The 22979-nt window shown below is 58.0% G+C and carries 22 protein-coding genes; 13 read left to right on the top strand and 9 right to left on the bottom strand.

The features are described 5' to 3' along the window. Positions 1–102: 102 nt before the first annotated feature. The 4 genes from AMK05_RS16890 to AMK05_RS16905 all read right to left on the bottom strand — a co-directional run bounded on the left by AMK05_RS16890 (position 103) and on the right by AMK05_RS16905 (position 3468). Positions 103–810 carry a TfuA-like protein gene (locus AMK05_RS16890; protein ID WP_064840329.1) on the bottom strand — a complete coding sequence of 236 codons (708 nt, stop codon included), beginning with the start codon at positions 808–810 and terminating at the stop codon, positions 103–105. Next, positions 807–2030, bottom strand: coding sequence for a YcaO-like family protein (locus tag AMK05_RS16895; RefSeq protein ID WP_190237346.1), 1224 nt, complete (start codon positions 2028–2030; stop codon positions 807–809). Before AMK05_RS16895 ends, AMK05_RS16890 begins: the two co-directional genes overlap by 4 nt. Before the next feature lie 152 nt (positions 2031–2182). Then, on the bottom strand, positions 2183–2608 hold the full coding sequence (locus AMK05_RS16900) for a helix-turn-helix domain-containing protein (protein WP_064840332.1): 426 nt from the start codon (positions 2606–2608) through the stop codon (positions 2183–2185). Positions 2609–2835: 227 nt separating this feature from the next. Continuing rightward, positions 2836–3468, bottom strand: a complete 633-nt coding sequence (locus tag AMK05_RS16905; RefSeq protein ID WP_064840333.1) for a class I SAM-dependent methyltransferase — start codon at positions 3466–3468, stop codon at positions 2836–2838. A 504-nt stretch (positions 3469–3972) separates the two neighbouring features. On the opposite strand from AMK05_RS16905, the gene AMK05_RS16910 reads away from it, so the two are divergent. Beyond that, on the top strand, positions 3973–4866 hold the full coding sequence (locus AMK05_RS16910) for a DUF6030 family protein (RefSeq protein WP_064840334.1): 894 nt from the start codon (positions 3973–3975) through the stop codon (positions 4864–4866). A gap of 90 nt (positions 4867–4956) precedes the next feature. Here AMK05_RS16910 and AMK05_RS16915 read toward each other — a convergent pair whose 3' ends face one another. Next, the gene (locus tag AMK05_RS16915) at positions 4957–5268 is read right to left on the bottom strand and encodes a hypothetical protein (RefSeq protein ID WP_237352125.1); all 312 of its coding nucleotides are present in this window, start codon (positions 5266–5268) and stop codon (positions 4957–4959) included. A 201-nt stretch (positions 5269–5469) separates the two neighbouring features. Between AMK05_RS16915 and AMK05_RS16920 the strand changes: the two genes are divergently transcribed. From AMK05_RS16920 to AMK05_RS16975, 12 genes are all read left to right on the top strand, one after another. Continuing rightward, on the top strand, positions 5470–6543 hold the full coding sequence (locus AMK05_RS16920) for an endo-1,4-beta-xylanase (protein WP_064840335.1): 1074 nt from the start codon (positions 5470–5472) through the stop codon (positions 6541–6543). Positions 6544–6574: 31 nt separating this feature from the next. Beyond that, on the top strand, positions 6575–7726 hold the full coding sequence (locus tag AMK05_RS16925; RefSeq protein WP_064840336.1) for a glycosyltransferase: 1152 nt from the start codon (positions 6575–6577) through the stop codon (positions 7724–7726). Further along, positions 7726–8232 carry an acyltransferase gene (locus AMK05_RS16930; RefSeq protein ID WP_064840337.1) on the top strand — a complete coding sequence of 169 codons (507 nt, stop codon included), beginning with the start codon at positions 7726–7728 and terminating at the stop codon, positions 8230–8232. Before AMK05_RS16925 ends, AMK05_RS16930 begins: the two co-directional genes overlap by 1 nt. Further along, positions 8229–9131, top strand: coding sequence for an exopolysaccharide glucosyl ketal-pyruvate-transferase (pssM, locus tag AMK05_RS16935; protein WP_064840338.1), 903 nt, complete (start codon positions 8229–8231; stop codon positions 9129–9131). The genes AMK05_RS16930 and pssM overlap by 4 nt, the downstream gene beginning before the upstream one ends. A gap of 151 nt (positions 9132–9282) precedes the next feature. After that, positions 9283–10785, top strand: a complete 1503-nt coding sequence (locus AMK05_RS16940) for a lipopolysaccharide biosynthesis protein (protein WP_064840339.1) — start codon at positions 9283–9285, stop codon at positions 10783–10785. A gap of 31 nt (positions 10786–10816) precedes the next feature. Next, complete coding sequence (locus AMK05_RS16945; protein WP_064840340.1) at positions 10817–11848, top strand: polysaccharide pyruvyl transferase family protein; 1032 nt, start codon at positions 10817–10819, stop codon at positions 11846–11848. Positions 11849–11859: 11 nt separating this feature from the next. Continuing rightward, on the top strand, positions 11860–12681 hold the full coding sequence (locus AMK05_RS16950; protein ID WP_064840341.1) for a hypothetical protein: 822 nt from the start codon (positions 11860–11862) through the stop codon (positions 12679–12681). Between the two features lie 84 nt (positions 12682–12765). Continuing rightward, positions 12766–13710 carry a glycosyltransferase gene (locus AMK05_RS16955; RefSeq protein WP_064840342.1) on the top strand — a complete coding sequence of 315 codons (945 nt, stop codon included), beginning with the start codon at positions 12766–12768 and terminating at the stop codon, positions 13708–13710. Positions 13711–13734: 24 nt separating this feature from the next. Further along, positions 13735–14619: a glycosyltransferase family 2 protein gene (locus AMK05_RS16960; RefSeq protein ID WP_064840343.1), complete on the top strand. Its 885-nt coding sequence runs from the start codon at positions 13735–13737 to the stop codon at positions 14617–14619. Further along, positions 14616–15599, top strand: a complete 984-nt coding sequence (locus AMK05_RS16965; RefSeq protein ID WP_064840344.1) for a glycosyltransferase family 2 protein — start codon at positions 14616–14618, stop codon at positions 15597–15599. The genes AMK05_RS16960 and AMK05_RS16965 overlap by 4 nt, the downstream gene beginning before the upstream one ends. 211 nt (positions 15600–15810) lie before the next feature. Continuing rightward, a complete protein-coding gene (locus AMK05_RS16970) occupies positions 15811–16269 on the top strand; it encodes a glucuronosyltransferase (RefSeq protein WP_064840345.1) in 459 nt (152 codons plus the stop codon). After that, positions 16266–16742 (top strand): glycosyltransferase, encoded by a 477-nt coding sequence (locus AMK05_RS16975; protein WP_064840346.1) that lies wholly within the window; start codon positions 16266–16268, stop codon positions 16740–16742. Before AMK05_RS16970 ends, AMK05_RS16975 begins: the two co-directional genes overlap by 4 nt. Positions 16743–16779: 37 nt before the next feature. On the opposite strand, the gene AMK05_RS16980 is transcribed toward AMK05_RS16975, so the two are convergent. From AMK05_RS16980 to AMK05_RS16995, 4 genes are all read right to left on the bottom strand, one after another. Beyond that, positions 16780–17475: an SGNH/GDSL hydrolase family protein gene (locus AMK05_RS16980; protein WP_064840347.1), complete on the bottom strand. Its 696-nt coding sequence runs from the start codon at positions 17473–17475 to the stop codon at positions 16780–16782. A gap of 154 nt (positions 17476–17629) precedes the next feature. Next, positions 17630–18937: an HlyD family type I secretion periplasmic adaptor subunit gene (locus AMK05_RS16985; RefSeq protein WP_064840348.1), complete on the bottom strand. Its 1308-nt coding sequence runs from the start codon at positions 18935–18937 to the stop codon at positions 17630–17632. A gap of 15 nt (positions 18938–18952) precedes the next feature. After that, complete coding sequence (locus AMK05_RS16990) at positions 18953–20722, bottom strand: type I secretion system permease/ATPase (protein ID WP_064840349.1); 1770 nt, start codon at positions 20720–20722, stop codon at positions 18953–18955. Between the two features lie 491 nt (positions 20723–21213). Further along, entirely contained in the window at positions 21214–22839 is a 1626-nt protein-coding gene (locus AMK05_RS16995; RefSeq protein ID WP_064840350.1) for a right-handed parallel beta-helix repeat-containing protein, read from the bottom strand. Between the last annotated feature and the right edge of the window lie 140 nt (positions 22840–22979).

A 22979-nucleotide genomic window follows, 5' to 3' on the forward strand; every position in this document is an offset into this window, starting at 1 on the left:
GACCATTTCTCCAACGAATTGAAGGCATGATACGCGCGATGAGGTCGTCGAGCCCGTGAAAAAAGCGTGACACAACCCTTGGTGAAAACTGCCGTCTTCAATTTACAATGCAGAGCGCGTATGGAACGCGGTTGCGTGCAGTTTCCAGGGCAAATCGACGTTCGAACGGATATCGCGGGCGTCCTGTACGGCTTTCAGCAATTCCAAGGCATCAAGGCGTTTTTGATCGACGGAATTCGAAAGAAGTGCCGCCTGCAGCTGCAGACGGGCCGGCTCGGCAATCCCGGCGCATTGCTCAACGATCGCCCGCCACGTCCGCCTTTTGAAAAAGATCGCGTTTGCTGCATCTTCGAGCTCCTGACGCAACCCACCTGCCAGCAGCCCCCGATCCTCCATCGCATCGAGCGTGGCGCTGACATTGACGAGCGGTATCGTCAGCGGCTTGCTGCCCAGCGCGCTCGGCGCGTGCATGAGTGCGACGGCGGCATCGTCGACCAGCCGGCCGGTGCGATAGTCCTCAAAAATGCGGCCGAGCCCGATCATCCCGAACGGATGACATTCCGCAGCCCGCAAGGCGCCCATGCTTGCGGCCCCGAAAACGGCCACGCCAAGCGAGAGGGCATGGAGAATTTCCTTGTGCCAGACCGGTGCGGCATATTCGAAGCCCCCGTCGATCAGGCCGACGACGTTGGCGCCCTGCTCCACCTGAGCCAGGACATCGCCCTGCATGGCAGGAGGCAGGACGTGTATCGCCTCGCCGGCAAGCGATGCCGCCTCGGGAAGACTGGGACCTGCGAAAATAATCTTCAAAATCCCATCGCCTTGGCCAGAGCCCTCGTTCCAAATCGCCGGGCGCGCTCCCCCTCCGGATTTTCGAGCTCGGGAATAACCACCTTGACGACGCTGAAGGGAAGGGTGTCGTCGCTAAGGTCAACCCGGATGACCGAAGCGACCCCTCTGTTGCGCAGAACGTCAAGCACATGCTGCAGGAGTTGCGTCAGATCCTGTGGCCGAAATCCTGCCGCGCCGTCATCGCGCAGCGCGGCAGGCGGTGCGGCAACCGCGTCAAAGGCCCGCCGCATCAGCGGCGGGAGGGATCTCGAGAAGGTTGCAGGAGAAATATCGTCCCTGGCGCCGCTGATATAGGTCAGCCGGGATTGCACGGCTTCCGTCACCGCCCGAATGGCCGCGCGCACGGGGGACGGATGCGCTCCGCTGCCGCCGGTCACCTCGACGAGGCGAATGTCCCGGTAAGAACCAGGATGCCTGGAGCCCGCAATCAGCTCTCCAGGCCCCAGCATGGCGGTGAAACAGGGGATTGCGATGTCACTGGTGATATCGAACAGCCTGAGTGCCAATCCCGATGCTTCGATTTTGTCGATCAGCCCGTTGAGGGCGTGGTCCTCAAAGCCGCGAGGATCGACGCAGCCGGCATAGCGATCGGCTTCTCCGCCCACCTGCCACAGCACATGAGCGTCGCGCTCGATACGCTCCAGCACGCCATGCAAGACTGCCTCCTCGGCACTGTTTCCCGAAGCCAGGCCATCCGACGACATCCAGTATCGCGCGTCACGCGTCCGGTCGAGCACCACCGCTTCGAAGGGAATATGGATCTCTTCGCCGCTGAGGATATTGACGCCGGCAACCCATTCGGTCTCGTCATCCGGCCCGAGATCGGGTTTATGGACGGCGGTCAGGCAGCTCAATCTGTCGACCTGGCAGCCCATTGCCTGCAGGCGGGCGGAGGAACCGTGGACGCGCTTGATGAAGGGTTCGCCGGCAACGGCTCGTTCGAGCGCCTCCATGACGGTGGATACCTTTGCGTCCAGATCGGTCAGGCCCTTTCCCTGAGCAATCACGATCGACCGTGAATTCGGGGCATAGGCGCACCAGACGGGGATTCCGATGTCGTCCAATCCGGTATGTCGCGCAACCCTGGTAATGCCGAACCTGGCCAAGAAAGGTTCGACCCGGATAAGAGTCTCCGCCGGCGGTACGATCCTGTCGGAATAGTGGACCCGGCGCGTCAGAATGATGCCTCAGCCGTCGACGCTGAATTCACAGTTCGGGCAGAGATACGGGCCATTATCAACAGCCTCTTGCTCGGAAAGCTGGCCGGGCCGCCATTCGCCTCGATCAACCGCAGATCGCCGAATCTCTGCAGGTGGAACACGCTTCGTCCTCAGCCGTTGATAACCGGATCCTGCAACTCGCCGTCGATATCAGACAGCCCCGCAACTGCCAGGCTTTTGGCCAATGCCACCAGTTTTTGCCTGATATTCGGATCCTCGATGGCGATGAACGCCTTGTTGAGCGCCAGCCCCTCCTTCGAGGACAAAAACTTGTTCAATTCGCTCGTCTCGCCTTCGATCGGTCCGGAACCGCCGTTCTCGAAAAAGAAGCCGATGGGCACACGAAGAATCTCGGATATGCGCTGAAGACGGCTGGCGCCTATTCGGTTGGTTCCTTTTTCGTATTTCTGGATCTGCTGGAAGGTAATGCCCAGAAGTTCGGCCAGACCGTGCTGGGTCATCCCGAGCGTCTTTCTCCGGACCCTGACGCGGTTGCCAACATAGACGTCGATCGAATTCGGGGATTTAGCCTTCATGTGAATAAGTCTCCCACTTTATCAGCATGCCCAGCCGTATAATGGAGAGTTTAAGCAAGAATGCAACTAAAAGTAAATATTTCGTAAGGTTTTTTTTCCGCGTTGCGCATAGCAAAAACAACCTATGGATTATTGCAGCGGATACCCTAGGCATGGCGGCGCATCACACTCGCGCGCAATTGCGCAGGGCAATGCTGTTCGAATTGGCCGATGCCCCGACAACGTCTCTAAAGAGGCTTTTGAGCAACGGCGATCATCGACTTGGCAAAAATGGGAATTCTTCCGACATATTCAAAGCGGACCTTGTCGAAGCCGGCATCCAGCAACAGCGTGCTCAGGGTACTTGTCGACCAGAACTTGATATGCCCATGATCCTTCAGCGCCATGAAATGATCGTCCATTTTCCCCATCGCCGCGAGCGCAAGGTTCTTCAGATAACCGTGATAGGGGGTGGACATCACGGCGACGCCACCCGGCTTGACGAGATCGTATAGCGTCGAGGTGAAGGCCCTCGGATCGTAGACATGCTCGACCACCTCCAGGCTGATAACGGCATTGAACGTGCCGTATTCCCGGGAAAGATCGTCATAGGCCGAGCCGACATGCAAGGGCAGCTCGGGATAATTGATATTGGCCTTGGCAATACCATCGCTGGAGGGGTCAACGCCAACGACATAATAACCCCTCTCCGCAAGGGCAGCGGCTGCCCCGCCGGTACCACATCCCAAATCAAAGACGTCGTTTTTCGCAGAACCGCCGAAATGGTTCTCCAGCACGTCGAGCACGGCGGGCAAGATGTAGGAGTGCGCGGTTGTCGGCTTGGCGTGAACATAGGTGGTTGCGTCTAACTCGACGGACATGTCCCTCCCCCCGGCGATTGCGCGGCAAACCCTATCGCAGAATACGTCGAAAATTTGATCAAACCCACCAGATCATGGGGATAACAAAATATATAATCTGAAGTTTTATAATTAAAAACAAAACCCCGGCGCGAAAGTACAGAAACGCTGAAACATGATCAATAATAATAGGACGCTCTATCAGTAACTGCCTGGAACATACCGAATAATTCATCGACATCACAATAAAAAACAGAGCAATATCTCAAATTACGAAACCCAGCCGCGACTGTTCGCCGAACGAATAATGACATCACCCGCGGTCTGCCGCAGCGATATTCCACACCTGCATGAACGGTTCCCGATGGAATCGTGCTGCGCCCTTGCCGAAAGCTGCCGCGCCCATCCGGTGGGGCACAAGGCGCCCAATTGCCGACACGAAGCCAAAGATATTTAACGGATAAATGTATACTGCTGGATTTAGACAGCCCGATCGAAATCCTTCTCGCACCGGAGAAGACAAGCTTGCCCGATAATTCATCGTCCGCAAATGCGAAACAGCCATTGGGAAAACCGAAGATTCCCGTGGTCTTCTGGTTGCTGCTGACGATCTCCCTCTCGCTGGTCATGGGGACGGTACTTCTTTCCAACCATATGAAACACTTGAAGACGGTCGGCCATTATTTTGGCTTCGATCTCTTCCCCCCTGACGTCAGGCCGCCTCCCCCCAAAGCCCTTCCCCGACCGACACCGCCAGCCACCTTCAAGCTGCCCTTGCATATCATCGAACCGCCGGTGGCACAGACTGCGTCGACTTTTCTGCGCACATGGCGAATATCCGGGCCTGCAATGTGTGCGGCGCTGCGCGATGCCGGCATCGAAACCAGCGATTGGGCGGCGGCGAGCTTTGACGCCGGTACGTTCGAATGCTTTTTCGAACATGGCGGCAAGCGGGAAAAGGATCAGCTTCCGACCTCCATCTTCGTCATCGTTCGCGGCGACGCCACCGGCGCGATCAACAATATGCGGGTGAAAATCATCAATCCCGAGACGGATCAACACGGCCAGCTCGATCCCGGCATTCTGCGAATTTTCGAAACCATGTTGCGGCAACCGCAATGGCTCGATTTCCACGAGACGCTGAACGCAATCAAGGATCTGAGGGACGTCAAGGAAGACGGCTTCGGAGCCAGTATCAACTTCGCCCATGAGGTGCTCAATCCCGGGCGCTATAACTTCACGCTGTCGCTGGATGCGAGTTCGGGACCACAGAAAAGAACCACACGCTATTTTTCCGACAGAACATGGCTTCCATCACCGGACCCGACAGCCGAGGCCGGCATGGCACCGGCACCGGCACCGGCACCGGCACCGGCACCGGCACCGGCACCGGCAGAAAATACGCGATATCCGCAGTAGAGCAATTGCAACAAAAGTGCGCGGCGGAATTGCGTGAAAATTAGGCGCTCGAGCGTGCCTGTGATTTGGACACAAAAGATTATGCGACGTCTAACGCCGCTGTTCGGTGTTGTCACCGCCCGCCAGGCGCCAGACACGCTCGACATTGAGGTCCTGCGTGACTTTCGCAAGGTCTTCGTTCAGCGCGGCAATGGCGAGCTCTGATCGCCGCAACCGCCGCGACTTTCTGACGAGCGCTGCGAACAGGATGAGAATGACGCCGACGATGCCGAAAAAAAGGGCTGCGAACTGCCGGCCGTCGAGAAGAGACAAATCGTTTCGGACAGTCGCCATAAAAAAAACGGCATTTTGAAATGCCATATGAAAACAGCTCAACAGATAGCTAAACCAATCTTCCATCACGAGCGTCCTCCAGAACGGCTTATATCTTGGAGCAAGCTGGAAAGTCTAGCAGATGCCGACAATATCCGCTGATACAAAGTATATTTGAGGTTGTGTTACTCTACTGAATTGAACGCAAACCCCGCGATGGATCGTTTGGCGGCCAACCCGGCCCATTAAATTCCGCCGCGGACATGAAAAAAGCCAACAGCGAGAGATAAAATGAATAGACGACGTTTCCTCGCCTCGATTCCGCTTGCTCTGTTGTATGCCAGTGCAGGCCCCGTCCTGGCACAGGTGCCGCCGGCGAAAGGGTTGCGCGCCCTTGCCGATAGCAAGTCGTTGCGATTCGGATCGGCAATCGACCTGCAGAACATCGATGATCCTATCGCTTCCGGGATCTACATCGGCAACGTCAATTCGATAACGCCGCGAAACGAGCTGAAATGGAATGCGACGGAAAAGAGACCGGGTGTTTTCAGCTTCAAGAGCGCCGACCTTATGGTTGCATTTGCACGCAAAAACAACATGAGGGTTTATGGCCATACGCTGATCTGGTATCGCGTCCCGGAATGGGTGTCTGCGATCACCGACGCCAAGACGATTCAGGCGGCGATGAACCGTCATATAAAACAGGTTGTCACTCGCTATAAGAACTCGATTGACGCTTGGGATGTGGTGAACGAGCCGTTGGAATATGATGCGCCGGATCTGCGGGATTGTGTTTTCCGACGCCTTCTAGGCGACGACTACATCCGCATGAGCTTCGATATGGCACATCAGGCCAATCCCGGCGCGACGCTGGTGCTCAACGAAACGCATCTGGAGAAAAAATCGGATGTTTTCGAACAGAAGCGCGCGCGCATCCTGAAAATCGTCGAGGATCTCGTCGCCCGCAAAACGCCGATCAACGCGGTGGGGCTGCAGGCGCACTTCCGCCCCGGCCTCGACCGCATCGACCCGGAAGGCATGGGCCGTTTCTGCGCGGCGCTGAAGGACATGGGTGTCGGTGTTTTCATCACCGAACTCGACGCCTCCTGTCACTTCCTGGGCCGCGACAAAAGCTTCACGCCGGCGTCATACGCCGACATTTTCAGTGACGTGATCACCGTGGCTGCCGAACGTGGCGACTTGAAAGGCGTGACGGTATGGGGCATGTCGGAAAAATACGGCGAGCCCGACGAGAAGGCCACCGGTCCCGACGCGGCGTGTACGAAGCGCGTTAATCTTTACGACGAAAACAATGCGCCGCGAAGTGCGGTTGATGGCATCCGGCGAGCAATAGAGGCGATGTGATGCGCAAGACAACGGAGACGTCGACAGATTCATGAGAAAAGCCGTTATTTACGTGGAAAAGTTTTTGCCTGCCAGCCAGGCATTTGTTCTCAACCAGGCGGTGGCATTTCGTTCCTTCGAAGCTGAAATTCTTGCCGGTTCGCGAATTTCTTCCGCCCATACCAGAAAATCCACGGTTCCGGTTCATGACATCCGTCGGTCTCCCGTGGCGCGGGCCGGTGAACTGCTTCTGAAAATCCCCCAGATCGGCCTTCCCTTTCTCTTTCCGGCGATCGGCGGTGCCGATCTTGTTCACGCCCATTTCGGCAAGAACGGTTATGTCATCGGGCCCTTGGCACGCGCCGCCGGCAAGCCGCTGGTCACCACATTCCACGGCTTCGACGCCACCTATGGCGGCGATCCGAAAAAGCCTGGCGGCTTCAATCAGGTGCGCTTCTTCGCCAAGGGCCGCCGGGAGATGGCCGGCTGGAACAGCTGGAACATCGCCGTTTCCGATTTCATCCGCGACCGGCTGCTGGCGCTCGGATTTCGCGCCGACCGCGTCTATCGCCACCATATCGGCATCGATCTCGATCTCTTCAAAATGGAGCCGCGCCCTCGAAAAAAGGGCCTGGTGGTTTCCATTGCCCGTTTCGTCGACTATAAGGGCCACCGCTTCATGATCGACGCGCTGTCGCGCGTGGCGGCGACCGGCACGCCGGTCGAATTCGTCATGGTGGGTCAGGGACCGCTGAAAGAGGAAATCGAGGCGCTGGCGCGTCGTTCCTTGCCAAGCGTCACGATCCATGAAAATCTGTCGCAGACTGAGATAAGGGATCTGCTCGCCAGTGCGGAACTTTATCTTCATGGCAGCGTGACCCTCGACAATGGTCACGCCGAAGCATTCGGCCTCGCCAATCTGGAGGCCGAAGCCGTCGGTACTCCGGTCGTCGCATTCCGTTCGGGAGGCGTGGGCGAAGCGATCGAAGAGGGGAAAACTGGTTATCTCGTGGAGGAGCGGGATGTCGCGGGAATGGCCGAAGCAGTCGGAAGGCTGCTCAACGACCAGGCCCTGTGGACAACCTTCAGCGCGCGGGCACCGCTTCTGGTGGCCGAGCGTTTCGACTTACGTCGTCAGACGGGGATGCTCGAGGACTATTACAGTTCCGTGCTAGACGAATTTTCCAGCCGGGGTCGGACTTGATGGTGCAGACAGGAAAGAAGCCGAAGTGGGGACTGAACGTATTTCGGCCGCTGCGGAACGGAATCGTGAAGGCCAAATGGCTTTACTATACAAAATTCTGGGGAATGGACATCGACCCGACGGCGAGCTTTTCCCTAAGCGTCCGGTTCGACAAGACCAATCCGAAAGGCCTTCATATCGGCGCGGAAACCTATGTCGCCTTTGAGGCGGCGATCCTGACGCATGATCTGACGCGCGGGCTCTACCTTCACACGCGAATCGGCAAACGCTGCTTCATCGGCGCCCGCAGCATCATTCTGCCCGGCGTTGAAATCGGCGACGAATGCGTCATCGGCTCCGGCTCGGTGGTGACCAGGAGCGTTCCGCCGCGCTCGCTCGTGGCGGGCAATCCGGCAAAGATCATCCGCAGCGACATCAAGATCATTTCGCGTTACGGACGCATGGCACGCGAAGACGAAACGGTCTCGCAGATCGTCACGCACTTGCCGACTGGAGAAGCACGATGAAGATGTTTGCCTACCGCGGGAAACACGAGAATTTTGGCGACGAACTCAACCATTGGCTCTGGGAGCGTCTGCTGCCCGGCTTCTTCGACGATGATGAAGGCCAGCTCTTTCTCGGCATCGGTTCGATCCTCTACGACAATTTCGATCCGAACATGCAGAAGATCGTCTTCGGTTCAGGTTACGGCGGTTACACCAACCCGCCGAAAGTCGACGGCAACTGGACATTCTATTTCGTCCGCGGAAAGAAGACCGCCGAGGTCCTCGGCATCGATCCGAGCTACGCGATCGGCGATTCGGGCATTCTGACGCGCAGCTGTTGGGATGCCAAAAGCATCGAGAAGCGTTATCCCGTCTCCTTCATGCCGCATTATGAAAGCGCCATGTACGGCAGTTGGGATAAGGTCTGCGATCTCGCCGGCATCCACTATATCGATCCGCGCTGGTCGGTGGAAAAGGTTCTGACCGAAATCAGCGCGTCGCATAAGGTCGTCTCCGAGGCGATGCATGGCTGCATCATATCGGATGCGCTACGCGTTCCGTGGCGGGCAATCCGGCCGATCGCGCCGGGCAATCGCGCCAAGTGGTATGATTGGGCGAGTGCGCTCGATCTGGAGATCGATTTCGATCCGATCGGCCCGTCGAACCTCGTCGAGGTCGGCGCCTCGCTGGTGCGGAAAAATACCACCCTGTTGAAGAACATCACGTTCCGTCATCGCCGCATCCGGCAGCTGACCGGAAATTATGTCTTCGGATCGACGGTCAAGACATTGCAGCGGGTGGCGCAGAAGCCCGGCCAGCTCAGCACAGATGATTCTATCGTAAGAGCACACGAGAGAATGCTGGTCGAACTGAACCGGCTGAAGCAAGATTTTTCCAAGAAAACGGCAAGCGTCCTTTAAGGTCGCAAACCGGTTTCGTGACGAGGCAATAAGGCATGATGCTTTCCAACTCCATCGATACCCTCTGCGCCCGCGAGGGCCAGAAGCACCTTGGATTGGCATGCGGCCCGCTCAAGTGGTCGATGTCCTCCAGCTCGGGAGCGGTTCGCCCATGAGCAGTGTGACCGACCGACTGATTCAGGGCAGCATGTGGCTGAGTCTGTCCCGCGCCATCGTCAACGGGCTTTCGGCGCTCAGCACCTTTGTTCTGGCCTGGTATCTGGTACCGGCTGATTTTGGTCTCGTCGCCATTGCAACGACGATCCAGGTCATCTTGAGTTCGGTCACCGAGCTTTCGCTCAATCAGGCCCTCATCCGACATGAATCTCCGAGCGAAACTCACTTCAGCGCGGTCTGGACATTGAGCGTGACGAGAAGCGCCATCTTGGCGATTCTGTTTGCCGCCGCGTCCTATCCGATCGCCGAGTTTTACAATGAACCTCGTTTGACGAGCGTGATGCTTGCCCTGAGTTTCAGCCTGCTGCTGAGTGGTCTCGCCAATCCGCGCCGCGTCATGCTCCAGCGCGATCTGATTTTCTGGCAGGAATTCGTCCTGAACGTCTCGCAAAAGCTGGTCGGCTTCATCGTGACGGTGGCAATTGCCGCGATTTACCAGAGCTATTGGGCGCTCGTGATCGGCACGCTTGCCTATCAGGTAACCAATATCATCGTGTCTTACACCGTCTTGCCGTTCTGGCCGCGCATAACATTCCGCCATGCCCGGGAATTGTTTTCCTTCTCGGTGTGGCTGACGGCCGGACAGATCGTCAATACGCTGAACTGGCGGATCGAGTATCTGCTGATCGGCAAGATGCTCGGCGCCACACAGCTTGGTCACTACACCGTCGGCAACACTCTTTCGACGCTGCCGACGCGCGAGGCGACGGCGCCGTTGAACCAGACGATTTATCCGGGCTTTTCCAAGGTCCGCAACGATCCGGTCCGGCTGGTTGCCGCCTATCAGCGCGCGCAGGCGCTGCTGGCGGCAGTGGCGCTGCCGGCGGGAATCGGCATGGCTGTCGTGGCGGATCCGATGATGCGGCTTGCCTTGGGAGAGAAATGGGCGCCTGCGATCTTCATCGTCCAGGCGCTTGCATCGGTCTTCGCCCTGCAGACGCTCGGCTCGCTCGTCCAGCCGCTCGGCATGGCCAAGGGCCATACCAAGATGCTGTTCATCCGCGACACGCAGATGCTGGTGGTTCGCATTCCCATCATTATCGCCGGCCTGATGATGGCCGGGCTTCCCGGCGTGGTTTATGCGCGCGTGCTGACGGGCCTGATTTCCACCGTGGTCAACATGCTTCTCGTCAAGCGCCTGATCAATCTGCCGTTCTTCCAGCAGCTCGCGGCAAATTTCCGCGCGCTTGCGAGCGTCGCCCTGATGGCCGCCGGCGTCTGGGGATTGTCGCATGTCCTGAACACCCCCACCGACAAGCTGGCGCTGGCCTTGCACCTCGCCATCCTCGTCGTCACCGGCGGTATTCTCTATATCGGTTCCAGCTTTGTCCTTTGGCTCGCAATGAAGAAGCCAAATGGCCCGGAAACCGAAGTTCAGCGTATCGCCGTCAAGTTCCTGTCAAAAGCCAAGCGTATTGCCGTTCCCAAGTCGGCTTAAAGCTAAAACGAACCTTAAAAAGTGAGGCAGAATGACCAGCCTATCCAGATCTGAGCTGATCTCAAAACTCAACGGCATAATCCATGATTGCCTGAAGGACTATGTCTCGCGCGACGAGCCGCTCGCCATTCTCGACTTCCCCGACATCCGCAATTGTGGCGACTCGGCAATCTGGCTGGGTGAGATGGCCTATCTCAAGAATCGCTTCGGCAAGCGCCCGGACTATGTTTCCAGGCTCTACGACTTCTCCGTGGAGGAACTGAAACGGCGCGTTCCCACGGGCCCGATCTTCATTCACGGCGGCGGCAATTTCGGCGATATCTGGGTTGCTCATCAGGATTTCCGCGAGATGATCATGGAGCGCTTCCCCGATCGGCAGATCGTCCAGTTCCCACAGTCGATCCACTACAGCTCGCCTGAGCGCATCGAACAGTCCAAACGGGCAATCGGGCGCCACAAAAATTTCGTGCTGCTCGTGCGCGACGAAGAATCGAAGGAATTTTCCGAGAAACATTTCGACTGCACGGTGCGGCTGTGCCCCGATATGGCTTTCGCCATCGGCGCGCTTCCGGAAAGGGCGACGCAAATTCCCGTCCTCGCCATGCTGCGGGAGGATGCGGAACGGGTTGGCGGCACCGATCGCAACCTCCCTTCCGACATTCCTGTGGAAGACTGGATCACCGAGTCGAAACGGAAGGTGAATATCGCCAAAAAGCTTGGCGTAGCTTCGGCCTATCTGGCATTGAAGCCCAGCGAAGTCGCATTGCGCAGGCTGGACGCGGCTGCGCATAACCGCTTCGAACGTGGCATCAGCCAGATTTCACGTGCCCGCGCCATCGTGACCGACCGCCTGCACGTCCATATCTGCTCGCTGCTGCTCGGCCGTCCGCATGCCGTGCTGGACAACAGCTATGGAAAGATCCGCCGCTTCATGAATGCGTTCTCCGGCGGGACGGAACTTTCATACAAGGCAACCTCGCTCGACGACGGGATCGAGTGGGCGCGTCACCAGGCAGCCAAAGGGCGTGTCGATAACAAGGAAGCTGTGAGCTTGCGGGCTTAAGGGGTTATTCGATGCCACTCGTTACCTTCATCATACCGGTCCGACATCAGGACAATGCCCGCGACTGGAGCAAGCTGAAGGCGAATCTCAGCCAGACCGTGGCCTCGATTTCCAACCAGACCAATGGAGATTGGCGCGGCATCATCGTGGCGAACGAAGGCGCCGACCTGCCTGATCTGCCGGAAAAATTTTCCGCCGTGCGCGTCACTTTTCCGCCGAACGACCTGCATGAACTCGGAAAGGGCAGCAAGGAAGACTTCCTCGACGCCTTCCGGGCAGACAAGGGTCGGCGCGTCCTGAGCGGCATGTTGACCGCCGCCGATAGCCGCTTCTTCATGATTGTCGACGACGATGACTTCGTCAGTTCGCGGATCGTGCAGCACGCATCCGAAAATCGCGACGCGAATGGGTGGACGATCGACCACGGCTATATCTGGGACGATGGCGGCAATTTCCTGTTCGGCCACGATGATTTCAGCCATCTCTGCGGCACCTCGTTGATCATTCGTGCCGATCTCTACGAACTCCCCGGTCGATTCGAGGATGCTTCGCTCGACTGGATCAAGTCGATGCTGGGCAGCCACGTCCGCATCGCGAACATCCTGTCCCAACGTGGAGCGCCGCTGACGAAACTTCCCTTTCGCGGGGCGGTCTATCGGGTTGCCCATGGCGGATCGCACAGTCAGGCGCCAAGCCTGCTGCGGCAATATTTCCTGAACCGCGGCGTGCTTACCAAACCGCGGCGGTGGTTGCGCAACCTTCGCAAGCTGAGGATACTCGGCCAAGGTCACAGGCGCGAGTTTTTCGGCAAGACGCGGTCGAACCCCGCATAAGGCGCCGATCCCGTTCAAATATCGCACAGGCAGTCAAAATATGAGGCTTTTCTCTTTCGACTCCACCAATAGGGTTGGTCACTGATGTCGGATCTTTTCGTCAGCGTACTCTTTTCATCCTATAATGGCGCCAGCCGCCGGCTGCGCCATACTTTGGATTCCTTGGTGCGCCAGGAGCTTCCCCATGATCGATGGGAACTGGTTGCTGTCGACAATAACAGCAATGACGACACGTTCGATCTTTTGACGTCATATAGCGACAAGCTCCCCATCACGATCCTGCAGCAGCGCAAGCCGGGAAAGTCCGGGGCGCTGAATATGGCTCTGGATCGGGTGAAGGGCGATCTCGTCGTCTTTACCGATGACGATATACGCGCCGAAGCGAACTGGCTGAAAGCCATCGTCGACTGCGCCATCGCCCATCCAGCTTACGGCGTCTTCGGAGGCAGAATCGTCCCCGATTGGGAAAAGGAGCCAAAGGACCGCTTCATCGAGTGGATTCCGATGGGATCCACCTTTGCGATCGTCGATGAAACGCAAAGCGGGCCGTGTGACCCGACAAAAGTCTGGGGCCCCAATACCATCATTCGCCGGGAACTGCTGGGAGCCAGCGTGCGCTACCGGGAAGATATCGGTCCTCTTCCGGGCAAGATATTTGCCATGGGGGAAGATGCGGAGATCATCATCCGTCTGGCAGCAAACGGCGCCAAATCCTATCGATGCGCCGAAGCCGTGGTTCATCACTGGATTCCTGCATCAAGCGTCACCGAGGATTGGGTGCAGAAACGAGGCGAGCGTCTAGGCTATGGCATGCCGGCGCTCTTTCCCGACGAGGTGCCAGGAGGAGTGAGGTTAAGCGGAGTTCCGCTTCCGACCTGGATCGAAAGCGCGCAATGGGCATTCCGGGCTGCCACGCTTTATCTCCTGCCGCAGTCCAAGAAGCGCTTCTGGGCTATCTGGAAATATTACTACATGCGTGGATATCGTGCCGGAATTCGCCGATACGCGCCTCAGACGCTGGCGCGGTGATCGATTGATCCAGGAGACGGCAATTTGAAACTCTCGGTGCTGATCAACAATTTCAATTATGGACAGTTCCTGCGCCCATGCATCGACAGCGTTCTGTCGCAGGCCTATCCCGACTTCGAAGTGATCGTCGTCGACGATGGCTCGACCGATGATTCCAGGGAGATCCTTGCCTCCTATGGCGAGCGGATTCGACCGGTATTGAAGGAAAACGGCGGCCAGGCCTCGAGCTTCAATGCGGGTTTTGCGGCCGCAAGCGGCGACATCCTCTTTCTCCTCGATGCCGACGACGCGTTTCTGCACGGCAAACTCGCGCGGATTGCCGAGATCTACGATCGTAACGAGATCGACTGGTGTTTTGACCGCATCACGACCGATGAAAGCGACCAGCCTGCCGCAGAATTGCAGGTGACGTTGTTCGACAAGCGTGACACGCTGCGTAAAGGCGGCTTTCCATCGCTCCCGGTTCCCACTTCCGGCCTGAGCTTCCGCCGCAGCCTGCTGTCTCAGATATTGCCGATGTCGGTCGCAACGGATGTCGTTCTCAGCGACAACTACATCAAGTTCGCCGCCGCCTTTCTTGGCCGTGGCGCCATTGTCGAAACACCGCTGACCTTTCAGCGCATTCATGCGTCGAACCGCTACACCGGCACAAGCAGGGCCAAGACACTGCGCCCGCGGATCATGATCGCGACAGGACTGGAATTGGCGCGCCGATATGATGGGCTGCAGGCGCTCGGCAAGAGCCTGGTGGCCGGCGGCATTGCCGAGACGACATCGCTGCTGAAGCTCAGGAGCGAAGCGCGCAACACGGTGACCGGTGGTCCGTTCGGCGATGCTGCCGCAACCGAGGTGGCCCTGATGGCCGCACGCAAGCGTTTGGGAAATATGCTGCGGAGAGGACAGTCATGAACCAGCAGGAAACTTTCCCGCATTCATCCGTCGGCACCGATCAGGCAGGCGCTGCGCCGTTGAAGATCGCCGTCGGCGTGCTGACCTATCGGCGGCTGGACGGGATCGCCAAGCTGCTTGACGTCATGACGCGCCAGATCAGGCACCCGGCCCGCCCCTATCATCTCACCATGGTGATCGTGGATAATGATGCGGCCGGCAGCGCAAAGGCAACGGTGGAGAGCTTTGGCCAGACAGGCGCCTACGACCTGATCTACGTCGTCGAGCAAAACCAGGGCATCCCCTTTGCGCGCAACCGCGCGCTGGATTCGGCGCCTCCCGGCACCGACCTGTTCTGCTTTCTCGACGATGACGAATGGCCGGTCGACGGCTGGCTGGACGCCATGCTGGAAACCCGCGAGAAAAACCGCGCCGATTGCGTCTACGGGCCCGTCCAGCCGGTCTATCCCGAAAACCCGCCGGAATATTTCATCAGGGCCAGGGTATTCGAGCGCAAGAAGAACATCGACGGCCAGCGCATCGGTTATGCGGCTTCGAACAACGTCATGTTCGACTATCCGCTGATCCGTGCATGGAATCTTCGTTTTGAGGAGAAGATGCGCTTCACCGGCGGAACGGACTATCTTTTCTTCAATCAGGCCATCCGCCGCGGCATGAAGATTTTCTGGGCCGACAAGGCACTTGTCCATGACATCGTTCCGGCGAACCGGATGACCTGGAAATGGGTGTTGCAAAGACAATACCGGCTCGGCAATACCTTCGCAGTCAGCGAGGTTCTGCATGGCAACCTCAAGCGCCGGGTCTACCGCGCAGCCTATGGCGCCACCAGGGTCGTGCTCGGATTGGTCATGCTACCGGCGATCCTGATTTCACCTTACTGGGGCATGCGGGCGCTTACCCATGTTCTGCGCGGCGCCGGCATGGTTAACGGGATCCTCGGACATGCCTATCAGGAATACAAGCCCAATGCCGCCCACTGATATTATTTGCGGAAGCGCTCTTGGAGACGTTCTGGCCGTTACTATGTTCCAACCAAAATCATCATGTCTAACGGCTGCCGATGAACTTCAAGGCTTCAACTAACCGAGCCGAGAATGATACACTTCTACTGAATTATCGTGACACAACTGCTGGTTCGAACAGAACGGTTTTTCGCTCTTGCCGTCGGTCAAATATAGGAGATGCCTGTCTATGGCTGAGAAAAAAATAAAGGTTCTCGCTGCCTCGTCGGGAGGCGGCCACTGGGAGCAGCTGATGGCCATGCGCGGCGCGTTCGAGGGCTGCGACATCATTTTTGCAACGACCATCCCCGGCCTGCTGGCCAAATATGACATTCGCGACGGGCTGGTCCTTCCCGATTGCAGCCGCGACTCGATTACCATGTCGATCCGATGCTTTTTCAGCGCCTTCTCCATCGTTCTCAGACACAGGCCCGACGTCATCATCTCAACCGGCGCCGCGCCCGGACTTTTTTGCCTGCTGGCCGGTAAATTGACGGGCAAGCGGACGATCTGGATCGACAGCGTCGCCAATGTCGAAAAGCTGTCCCTATCGGGAAAATTGGCCGGCCGTATCGCCTCGCTCTGGCTCACGCAATGGCAACATCTGTCGCGGCCGGACGGCCCCCATTATGCAGGAGCTGTCCTTTGATCCTTGTCACCGTCGGAACGCAGCTGCCGTTTGATCGCCTCGTCAAGGCCGTCGACACCTTCGCAAAGGACCTGAGCAAGCCGGTTCTGGCGCAGATCGGCAAGGGCACCTACACGCCGCAGAACATGAAATGGATCAAGAACATCGAACCGGCGGACTTCGACAGAGTCTTTCGCGATGCGACTGTCATCGTCTCTCATGCGGGGATCGGCACGGTGCTGACGGCAAAGCGTTTCGGGAAACCGATCATTCTCGTGCCGCGCCAGGCAGCCCTCGGCGAGCACCGAAACGATCATCAGCTTGCGACGGTCAGCCAGCTCGTCGGCCGGCCGGGCATCTATGTCGCCAATACCGATGACGAACTCAAGGATTACCTCCTCCAGGACCTGGACAGCCCATCCCATGAAGACGCCTCCGAGGTCGGCCGGGCGTCGCTGGTCAATTATCTGAAAGGTTATCTCGCGGCAGGCTGAAGCGTCCCGCGGACGCCATCGGCAAAGCAGAGATCTGTCATTCTTTGCAAATGCCGCCGGCAATATGTTTGACAAGTTCCGGCACGATGATCTTGGCGGCAATCTCAGGCAAAGGATGGGCGCCATCCGGAATGGCCGCGGCCAGAGCCGCCGGCGTCAGGCGCTGCCAGTTCGGTCGGTGATCGACAAACTCCAGACCGCGTTTCTGTGCCTCCGCCTGATGGCCCGAGATGTAGCTGCCGACAAAGGGGCGGATCAGGCCACGCAGTCCCGAAAACGGATTCATCGCCATGACGATGATCCGCGCCTGTGGCAGACGCTGCCGAAGCTGGTCGAGGATGTCGCCGATATCCTTCCGGCTTTGCGCAAGCGACACGAACCGCTGCAATGCTGCATCGTTGGCGTAAAACTCGACCAGAACGATATCTGGCTGCTCGGCAACGACACGATCAAGCTGGGTAAGAGCCCATAGCGACGTCTCGCCACTTTTTGCAACGCTTTCGATTTTCACCGGCCGCTGCAGGCAGGCGGCAAGCCCTGTCTCAAGAGCAGGCTGCCACCCACCTCGGGCCGTCAAAGATGTTCCGAACGCTACTATTTTCAACGGCGGCGCATTCCCGGCATGACCGCTTTGAGGGAGCGACAGCATCACCAAACACGCCAAAAGCAGAAGCCATCCATAGGCCGATCGTCTCTCAATCGGCGCTGCTCGCCGAAGCCGCAAACTTATCATGGAGAAATCATATCTCGACGGAACCGATAGGTCACGCGTCAGGACTCGGCCTCGAAGGGCATGCCTGCCCTTCTTAACCCAAGCTGCAGCAGGCTTGAGACAATTTCATGAAGATGCCGTCTCATGCCGATGGTGACGCGGCACAGCCGCGCCATCACTCCTCACGGAAGACGTGCTGCATCTGATCGGTCAGCGGCTTCGTGAGATAGGAGATAACCGTCCTGTCGGCGATCTTGATAAAGACTTCAGCCGGCATGCCGGGATAGAGCTTTATCGACTTCAGCTTGGCGATGCTTTCAGCCTCCGGCTTGACGCGAACGGGATAGTAGCTGATGCCCGTCCGCTCATCCTTGACGATATCAGGCGCAATCGAAGTGATCTCGCCGCGCACATCGGGCGTCGTGCGCTGATCGAAAGCGCTGAAACGCACATCGACGGACTGGCTGACGTGAAGCTGGTCGATATCGCGCGTGGCGACTCTCGCCTCAACTGTCAGATCTTCATTTTCCGGAACGACGAGCATCAAAGTCTCACCCGGATTGACGACGCCATTGACCGTGTGAATGGAAAGCTCGTGCACGCGCCCGCTGAGCGGCGCGGTAATGTCGAGACGGCGGAGTTGATCGAGCGCAGTTCCGCGGCGCTCTTCATTCTCGGCGATCTTCGCCTCAACGTCGGTCAGTTCCTTGGCGATCTCCGAACGGCGATCCTCGTCCAGCTGGATCGACTGGCGATCGATCTCGATCGCCTTGCCTTCGGCCTCCGCCTTTGCAGCGATTTCCTGGCCGCTGTTGCCCTGAAGGTCGGCGCGGGCGCGCTTGAGCGAATTCAAACGCTGCAACGTCACCAGCCCCTTCTTGTAGAGCGTATCGACACCCTCGAGTTCCTGTTCGATCAGGCCTAGGGAATCATGGGTCGCGTCGATCTGAACGACCAACCCCTTGATCTGCTCGGCCAGCTGATCCTTGCGCGACGCCAGCTGGCTTTTCATCCCGATCAGCGCCGATCTGCGGCTGTCGAACAGCTTCGTCTCGCCGTCGAGCAGATCCCGCGCCGCGGTGCTGGACGTCAGGTCGCTGATGTTTTCCTGGACATCGAATGTCTCGGCGTCGATCCGTTCGGCCTTCAGGCGGGCACGGCGCGCATAAAGCTGAGCGAGCGTACTCTCGACAATCGAGAGCTGTGCCTTTGTCGTCGTGCCATCAAGCCGTATCAGGACTTGTCCAGCCGTCACATGGTCATTTTCGGAGACCAGCAGTTTCGACACGATACCACCGGTCAGGTGCTGGATCTTCTTGACATCGCCGTTGACGACGACAACGCCTTCGCCGATGACAGCGCTCGAAAGCTCCGTGGTTGCCGCCCAACCGCCGATGCCGCAAACGAGAGCTATCGCCAAGGCACCGACAAGGGCGACATGGCGATTGAGGGAGCGTTTCGATTCACTGATGACCTTACTCACAATCTTACCTCCGGCCTATTCAGCCGCATTTATGCCGTCGACAACGACTTTGAGCTGAGCCACGCGCTCGGCAATGGGCGTACGCGGCGCCGCGTCCGGCCGGCTGACCCGTGCCAGAACTTCCTCCTTCGGACCGAATGCGATCATCCGTCCGTCCTGCATCATCAGCACGAAGTCGCAGACCGCCAGAACCCCGGACCGATGCGCGATGACGACGACGATGCCGCCGCGTGCACGCACGCTCATGATCGCGGCACTCAGCGCCCGCTCGCCCTCTTCGTCGAGATTGGAATTCGGCTCGTCGAGCACGACGAGGAAGGGCTCGCCGTAGAGCGCTCTTGCAAGCGCGATACGCTGTCTCTGGCCGGCCGAAAGCGCGGCCCCCCCTTCCCCGATTTCGGTTTCGTAACCGTTCGGCAGGCGAAGAATGAGATCATGAACACGCGCAGCCCGCGCCGCGGCAACCACCGCCTCGGGCGACATGTCCTTGGCGAAACGGCAGATATTCTGGGCGACGGTTCCTGAGAACAATTCCACGTCCTGCGGGAGATAGCCGATATGCCGGCCAAGCGCGTCGCCATCCCACTGGTCGAGTGCCGCGCCATCGAGGCGAATGGATCCCCGGGCGGTCGGCCAGATGCCCATCATCGCCCGCGCCAAGGACGACTTGCCCGAGGCGCTGTAACCGATGACCCCGAGGGCGCTACCCGCTCTCAGCCCGAAGCTGACATCGGAAATGACCAGGCGTTGACCCGCCGGCGGCCCGCTTGCCAGCCCCTCGACCGTAACCTGCTTGGAAGGCGGCGCCAGCGCGAGCGGAGCGGGAATTTCCGGAATGGTCTTCAACAGGTTCGCAAGCCGTGCCCAGCTTTGCTGAGCGGAAACGAAACCGCGCCAATTTCCGATTGCTGCTTCCACAGGCGCCAGAGCGCGAGACGTCAGGATCGAGCCCGCGATGATAATGCCTGAGGAGGCCTGTCCTTGGATGACCAGGATCGCGCCGGTCGCCAGCGTTCCCGACTGCAGGGCAATACGGAATATCTTCGACAGGGTGGCATATCCGTTCCCAACATCCGAGGCCTGCCGAGTGATGAGCCGGTATTCGCCGTTCTTGCGGTCCCAGATTTCAGCCATGGTGCCTGCCATGCCCATTGCGTGAATGACCTCGGAGTTGCGGATCGAGGTCTGCGCAAAGGCATTGCGCATATTGGCGGCTTCGGATTGCTGTTTTGATAGCGTCCGCGTCCCCTGGTTGGTCAGGAACGTCAGGATGGCGAGAACCAGCGATCCACCGATCGCGATATAGCCGATCGCCGGATGAAACAGGAAGCAGATTACGATATAGAAGGGAAGCCAGGGCAGATCGAACATCGCCGTCGGCCCCATGCCGGACAGGAAGGTTCTTATCTGGTCGAAGTCGCGCAACGGCTGAAGCCCGTCGCCGCCGATTTTGACCTTCAGCGGCGCCTTGATGAGCGCCCGGAATACGCGTCCATTCACCATCTCGTCGAGAGCACCGGCAACGCGCACCAGCATTCTGCTGCGGAGAACTTCAAAGGCGCCCTGAAAGGCGTAAAGAGCGAGCGCAAGAATCGCCAACGCAGCCAGCGTCGGTATGCTTTTGCTGGGGATGACTCGGTCATACACCTCAAGCATGAAAAACGAGCTGGTAAGATAGAGAATATTGATAAGCGCGCTTGCTATGCCAATGAAGATGAGCCCCCCCTTGCACTTTCGCAAGGCTTTGGACGGCTCACTGGCATCAGTCGCTGAACTCTGAAACACGAATTAAATCCTCTCCTACCGCATCGCATACAGGTAAATAAGCCTGCGTACATCGCAGCTACGGGTCTATCAAGCCCGAACAATGACACAGCTGCTTGGGAACATCGAGATCCGGTGCCGAACCCCGCTGACAAGACCAAAGCCTATTACATGAATCCCACTGAAAAATGACCGAAAATTCCTATTTATAGCGAGCGATTTCAGGGGCTCTAGCTTAACGCTACGCTAACTATACCGGCCTAAGCAAGTGAAAACCACGAACCGCCCAATAACGGCTCAAAGCGATGAACATGACACGCGCACAGACGCGAGATTTACTGGGGCATTAACTATAAATTCAGTCTATAGTTTGTTCTGATTATGACCGGGCGGACATATTTGTCATCCGCCATCTCCACTTTCCACAGCCTGCAGCATTCATCAACATTGGAAGTCAGGCAACGTCAGCCTGAAAAGCCCTCCGACTGACGCTGTCTCAGCATTGGCTTGCCTCACACCAACAGGTGCGAGGCGTGGCTGGAGTGAAATGCATCGACATTGATGTAGATACCCAGCGAGTCCGTGTCGATGTGCGAAGCGCCGTCGGAAATTTTGTATTGGAAGGATTCGCTGACGTTCCCGCTGAGGCCGGCGAGTTTCGCCGCGTCCACGGTGTAGGTGTAATCGCCATCACTCTCGATATGGATGACCCCATATTTCCCGGTGACCGTCAGCCCGTACTTATCCACGGCGCTGTCGCCAAAGCGGCGGAGCAGCACATGTCCGTTGGCAGCACTGTCATTGTCGAGAAGGTTTCCATGATATGCGCTGCCGGTATCGGCCGAAATCTTCAAGTTGTCACGGACAGCGACAATTTTCGGCGCCGCGACTGTGGGCACGGTCGCGACCGGGGTTTCGGTCGTAGGCGCCGGGGAGGCTATCTGCGGCTGCGCCGGGACTTCCGCGGGATGTTCGATGACCGGTACGGCAGGCGTCTGCTCGTGGCTCGGTGACGTATCGCCACTCGTGCTGCCGGCGGCGCTGTCGAGTTCGGCCTGCGCTTGCTCGAAGGTCTTGTTGTCGCCGACAAAGAACGTGTTTTGCGCAGCGATTATCGCCGGCATCGTCAGGGTCGATACATCGCTGTCGATAATATTGTCATAGAAAGAACCCGATGCAGGCCGGTCGACCTTAAGCGCCGAAGACGATAGGTCGTCAAAGACATTGTCATGAACATCGATATTCTCGCGAACATAAAGCGGATTGCCGGCGGCGCTGACCAGAACCCCATACACCCCGTCATGAATATAATTTCCGCTAATGTCGTAGTTCTTCGCGTCGCCCTGATCGCCCAGGCCGATGCCGTAGGACCAGCTGTAGCCGCCATATCCCGAAATGTTGTTGTCGTGGATGGCGATATTGGTGCCCGCCTGTGCGCTCAACCCGAAACCGCCGCCGACGAGCGTGTTGCCCTCGACCAGCGCATCCTGAGCGCGGATCAGCACGAGGACGCCCTTGGCGCTATTGGTTTGCGTTTGCTCCAGATGATTGTCCTTGACGAGAATGTTGCGGCTGTCGTTGAGCTGAATGGCGTCCGCCGCGCTGCCCTGGCTGTTGGTGACGGTGTTGTTGATCAGGGTGACGCCGTTGACCTTGTCCATCCAGATCCCGTCGGAATGGACACCGGTCAGCCTGCTGTTTTCGATGGTAATGTTCTGGCTGCTTTGGAAGCTGACAGATCCGGGCTTTCCGGCGAGGCCGGTATTCGTCACCTCGACATTGCGCACGACCCAGTTGGAGACATTCCCTGCATATATCGCGTTCGCTCCAGTATCGGCGATCTTGATATTCTCGATAACGATATTCGAAGCCTTGGAACCATGGATGCCGTCATTGCTGCTGTGAATGACCGGCGCGTCACCGAGACCGTAGCTGCCAATGGTGATCGGAGCCGTGACGCTTCCGGAGTATTTCAAGTCGAATTGTTCATTAAACACGCTGCCGGCGGCGAGCAGCACACTGTCGCCGGGGTTCAGCCTCAAGGATTCGACCGCTGACAAGGTCGCGAAAGCCGAGCTCTCCGTAGTTCCGTTATTGTGGTCGGACCCTGTCGCTGAATTCACGTAGTAGACGGTCATGCTTTGATCTCCCCCAGCTAATGGAAATCTTCTAAGCGCGCCTCTCTCTCCGTCAGCTAAAATGAAACACTAAAATTCTTTCTATCTGTCGATATTCTTGATCGCCGGGCGTACTTTCTTCGTCCTCGGGTATTTTTCAT

Source organism: Rhizobium sp. N324, from assembly GCF_001664485.1.
Taxonomy (GTDB): Bacteria; Pseudomonadota; Alphaproteobacteria; order Rhizobiales; family Rhizobiaceae; genus Rhizobium.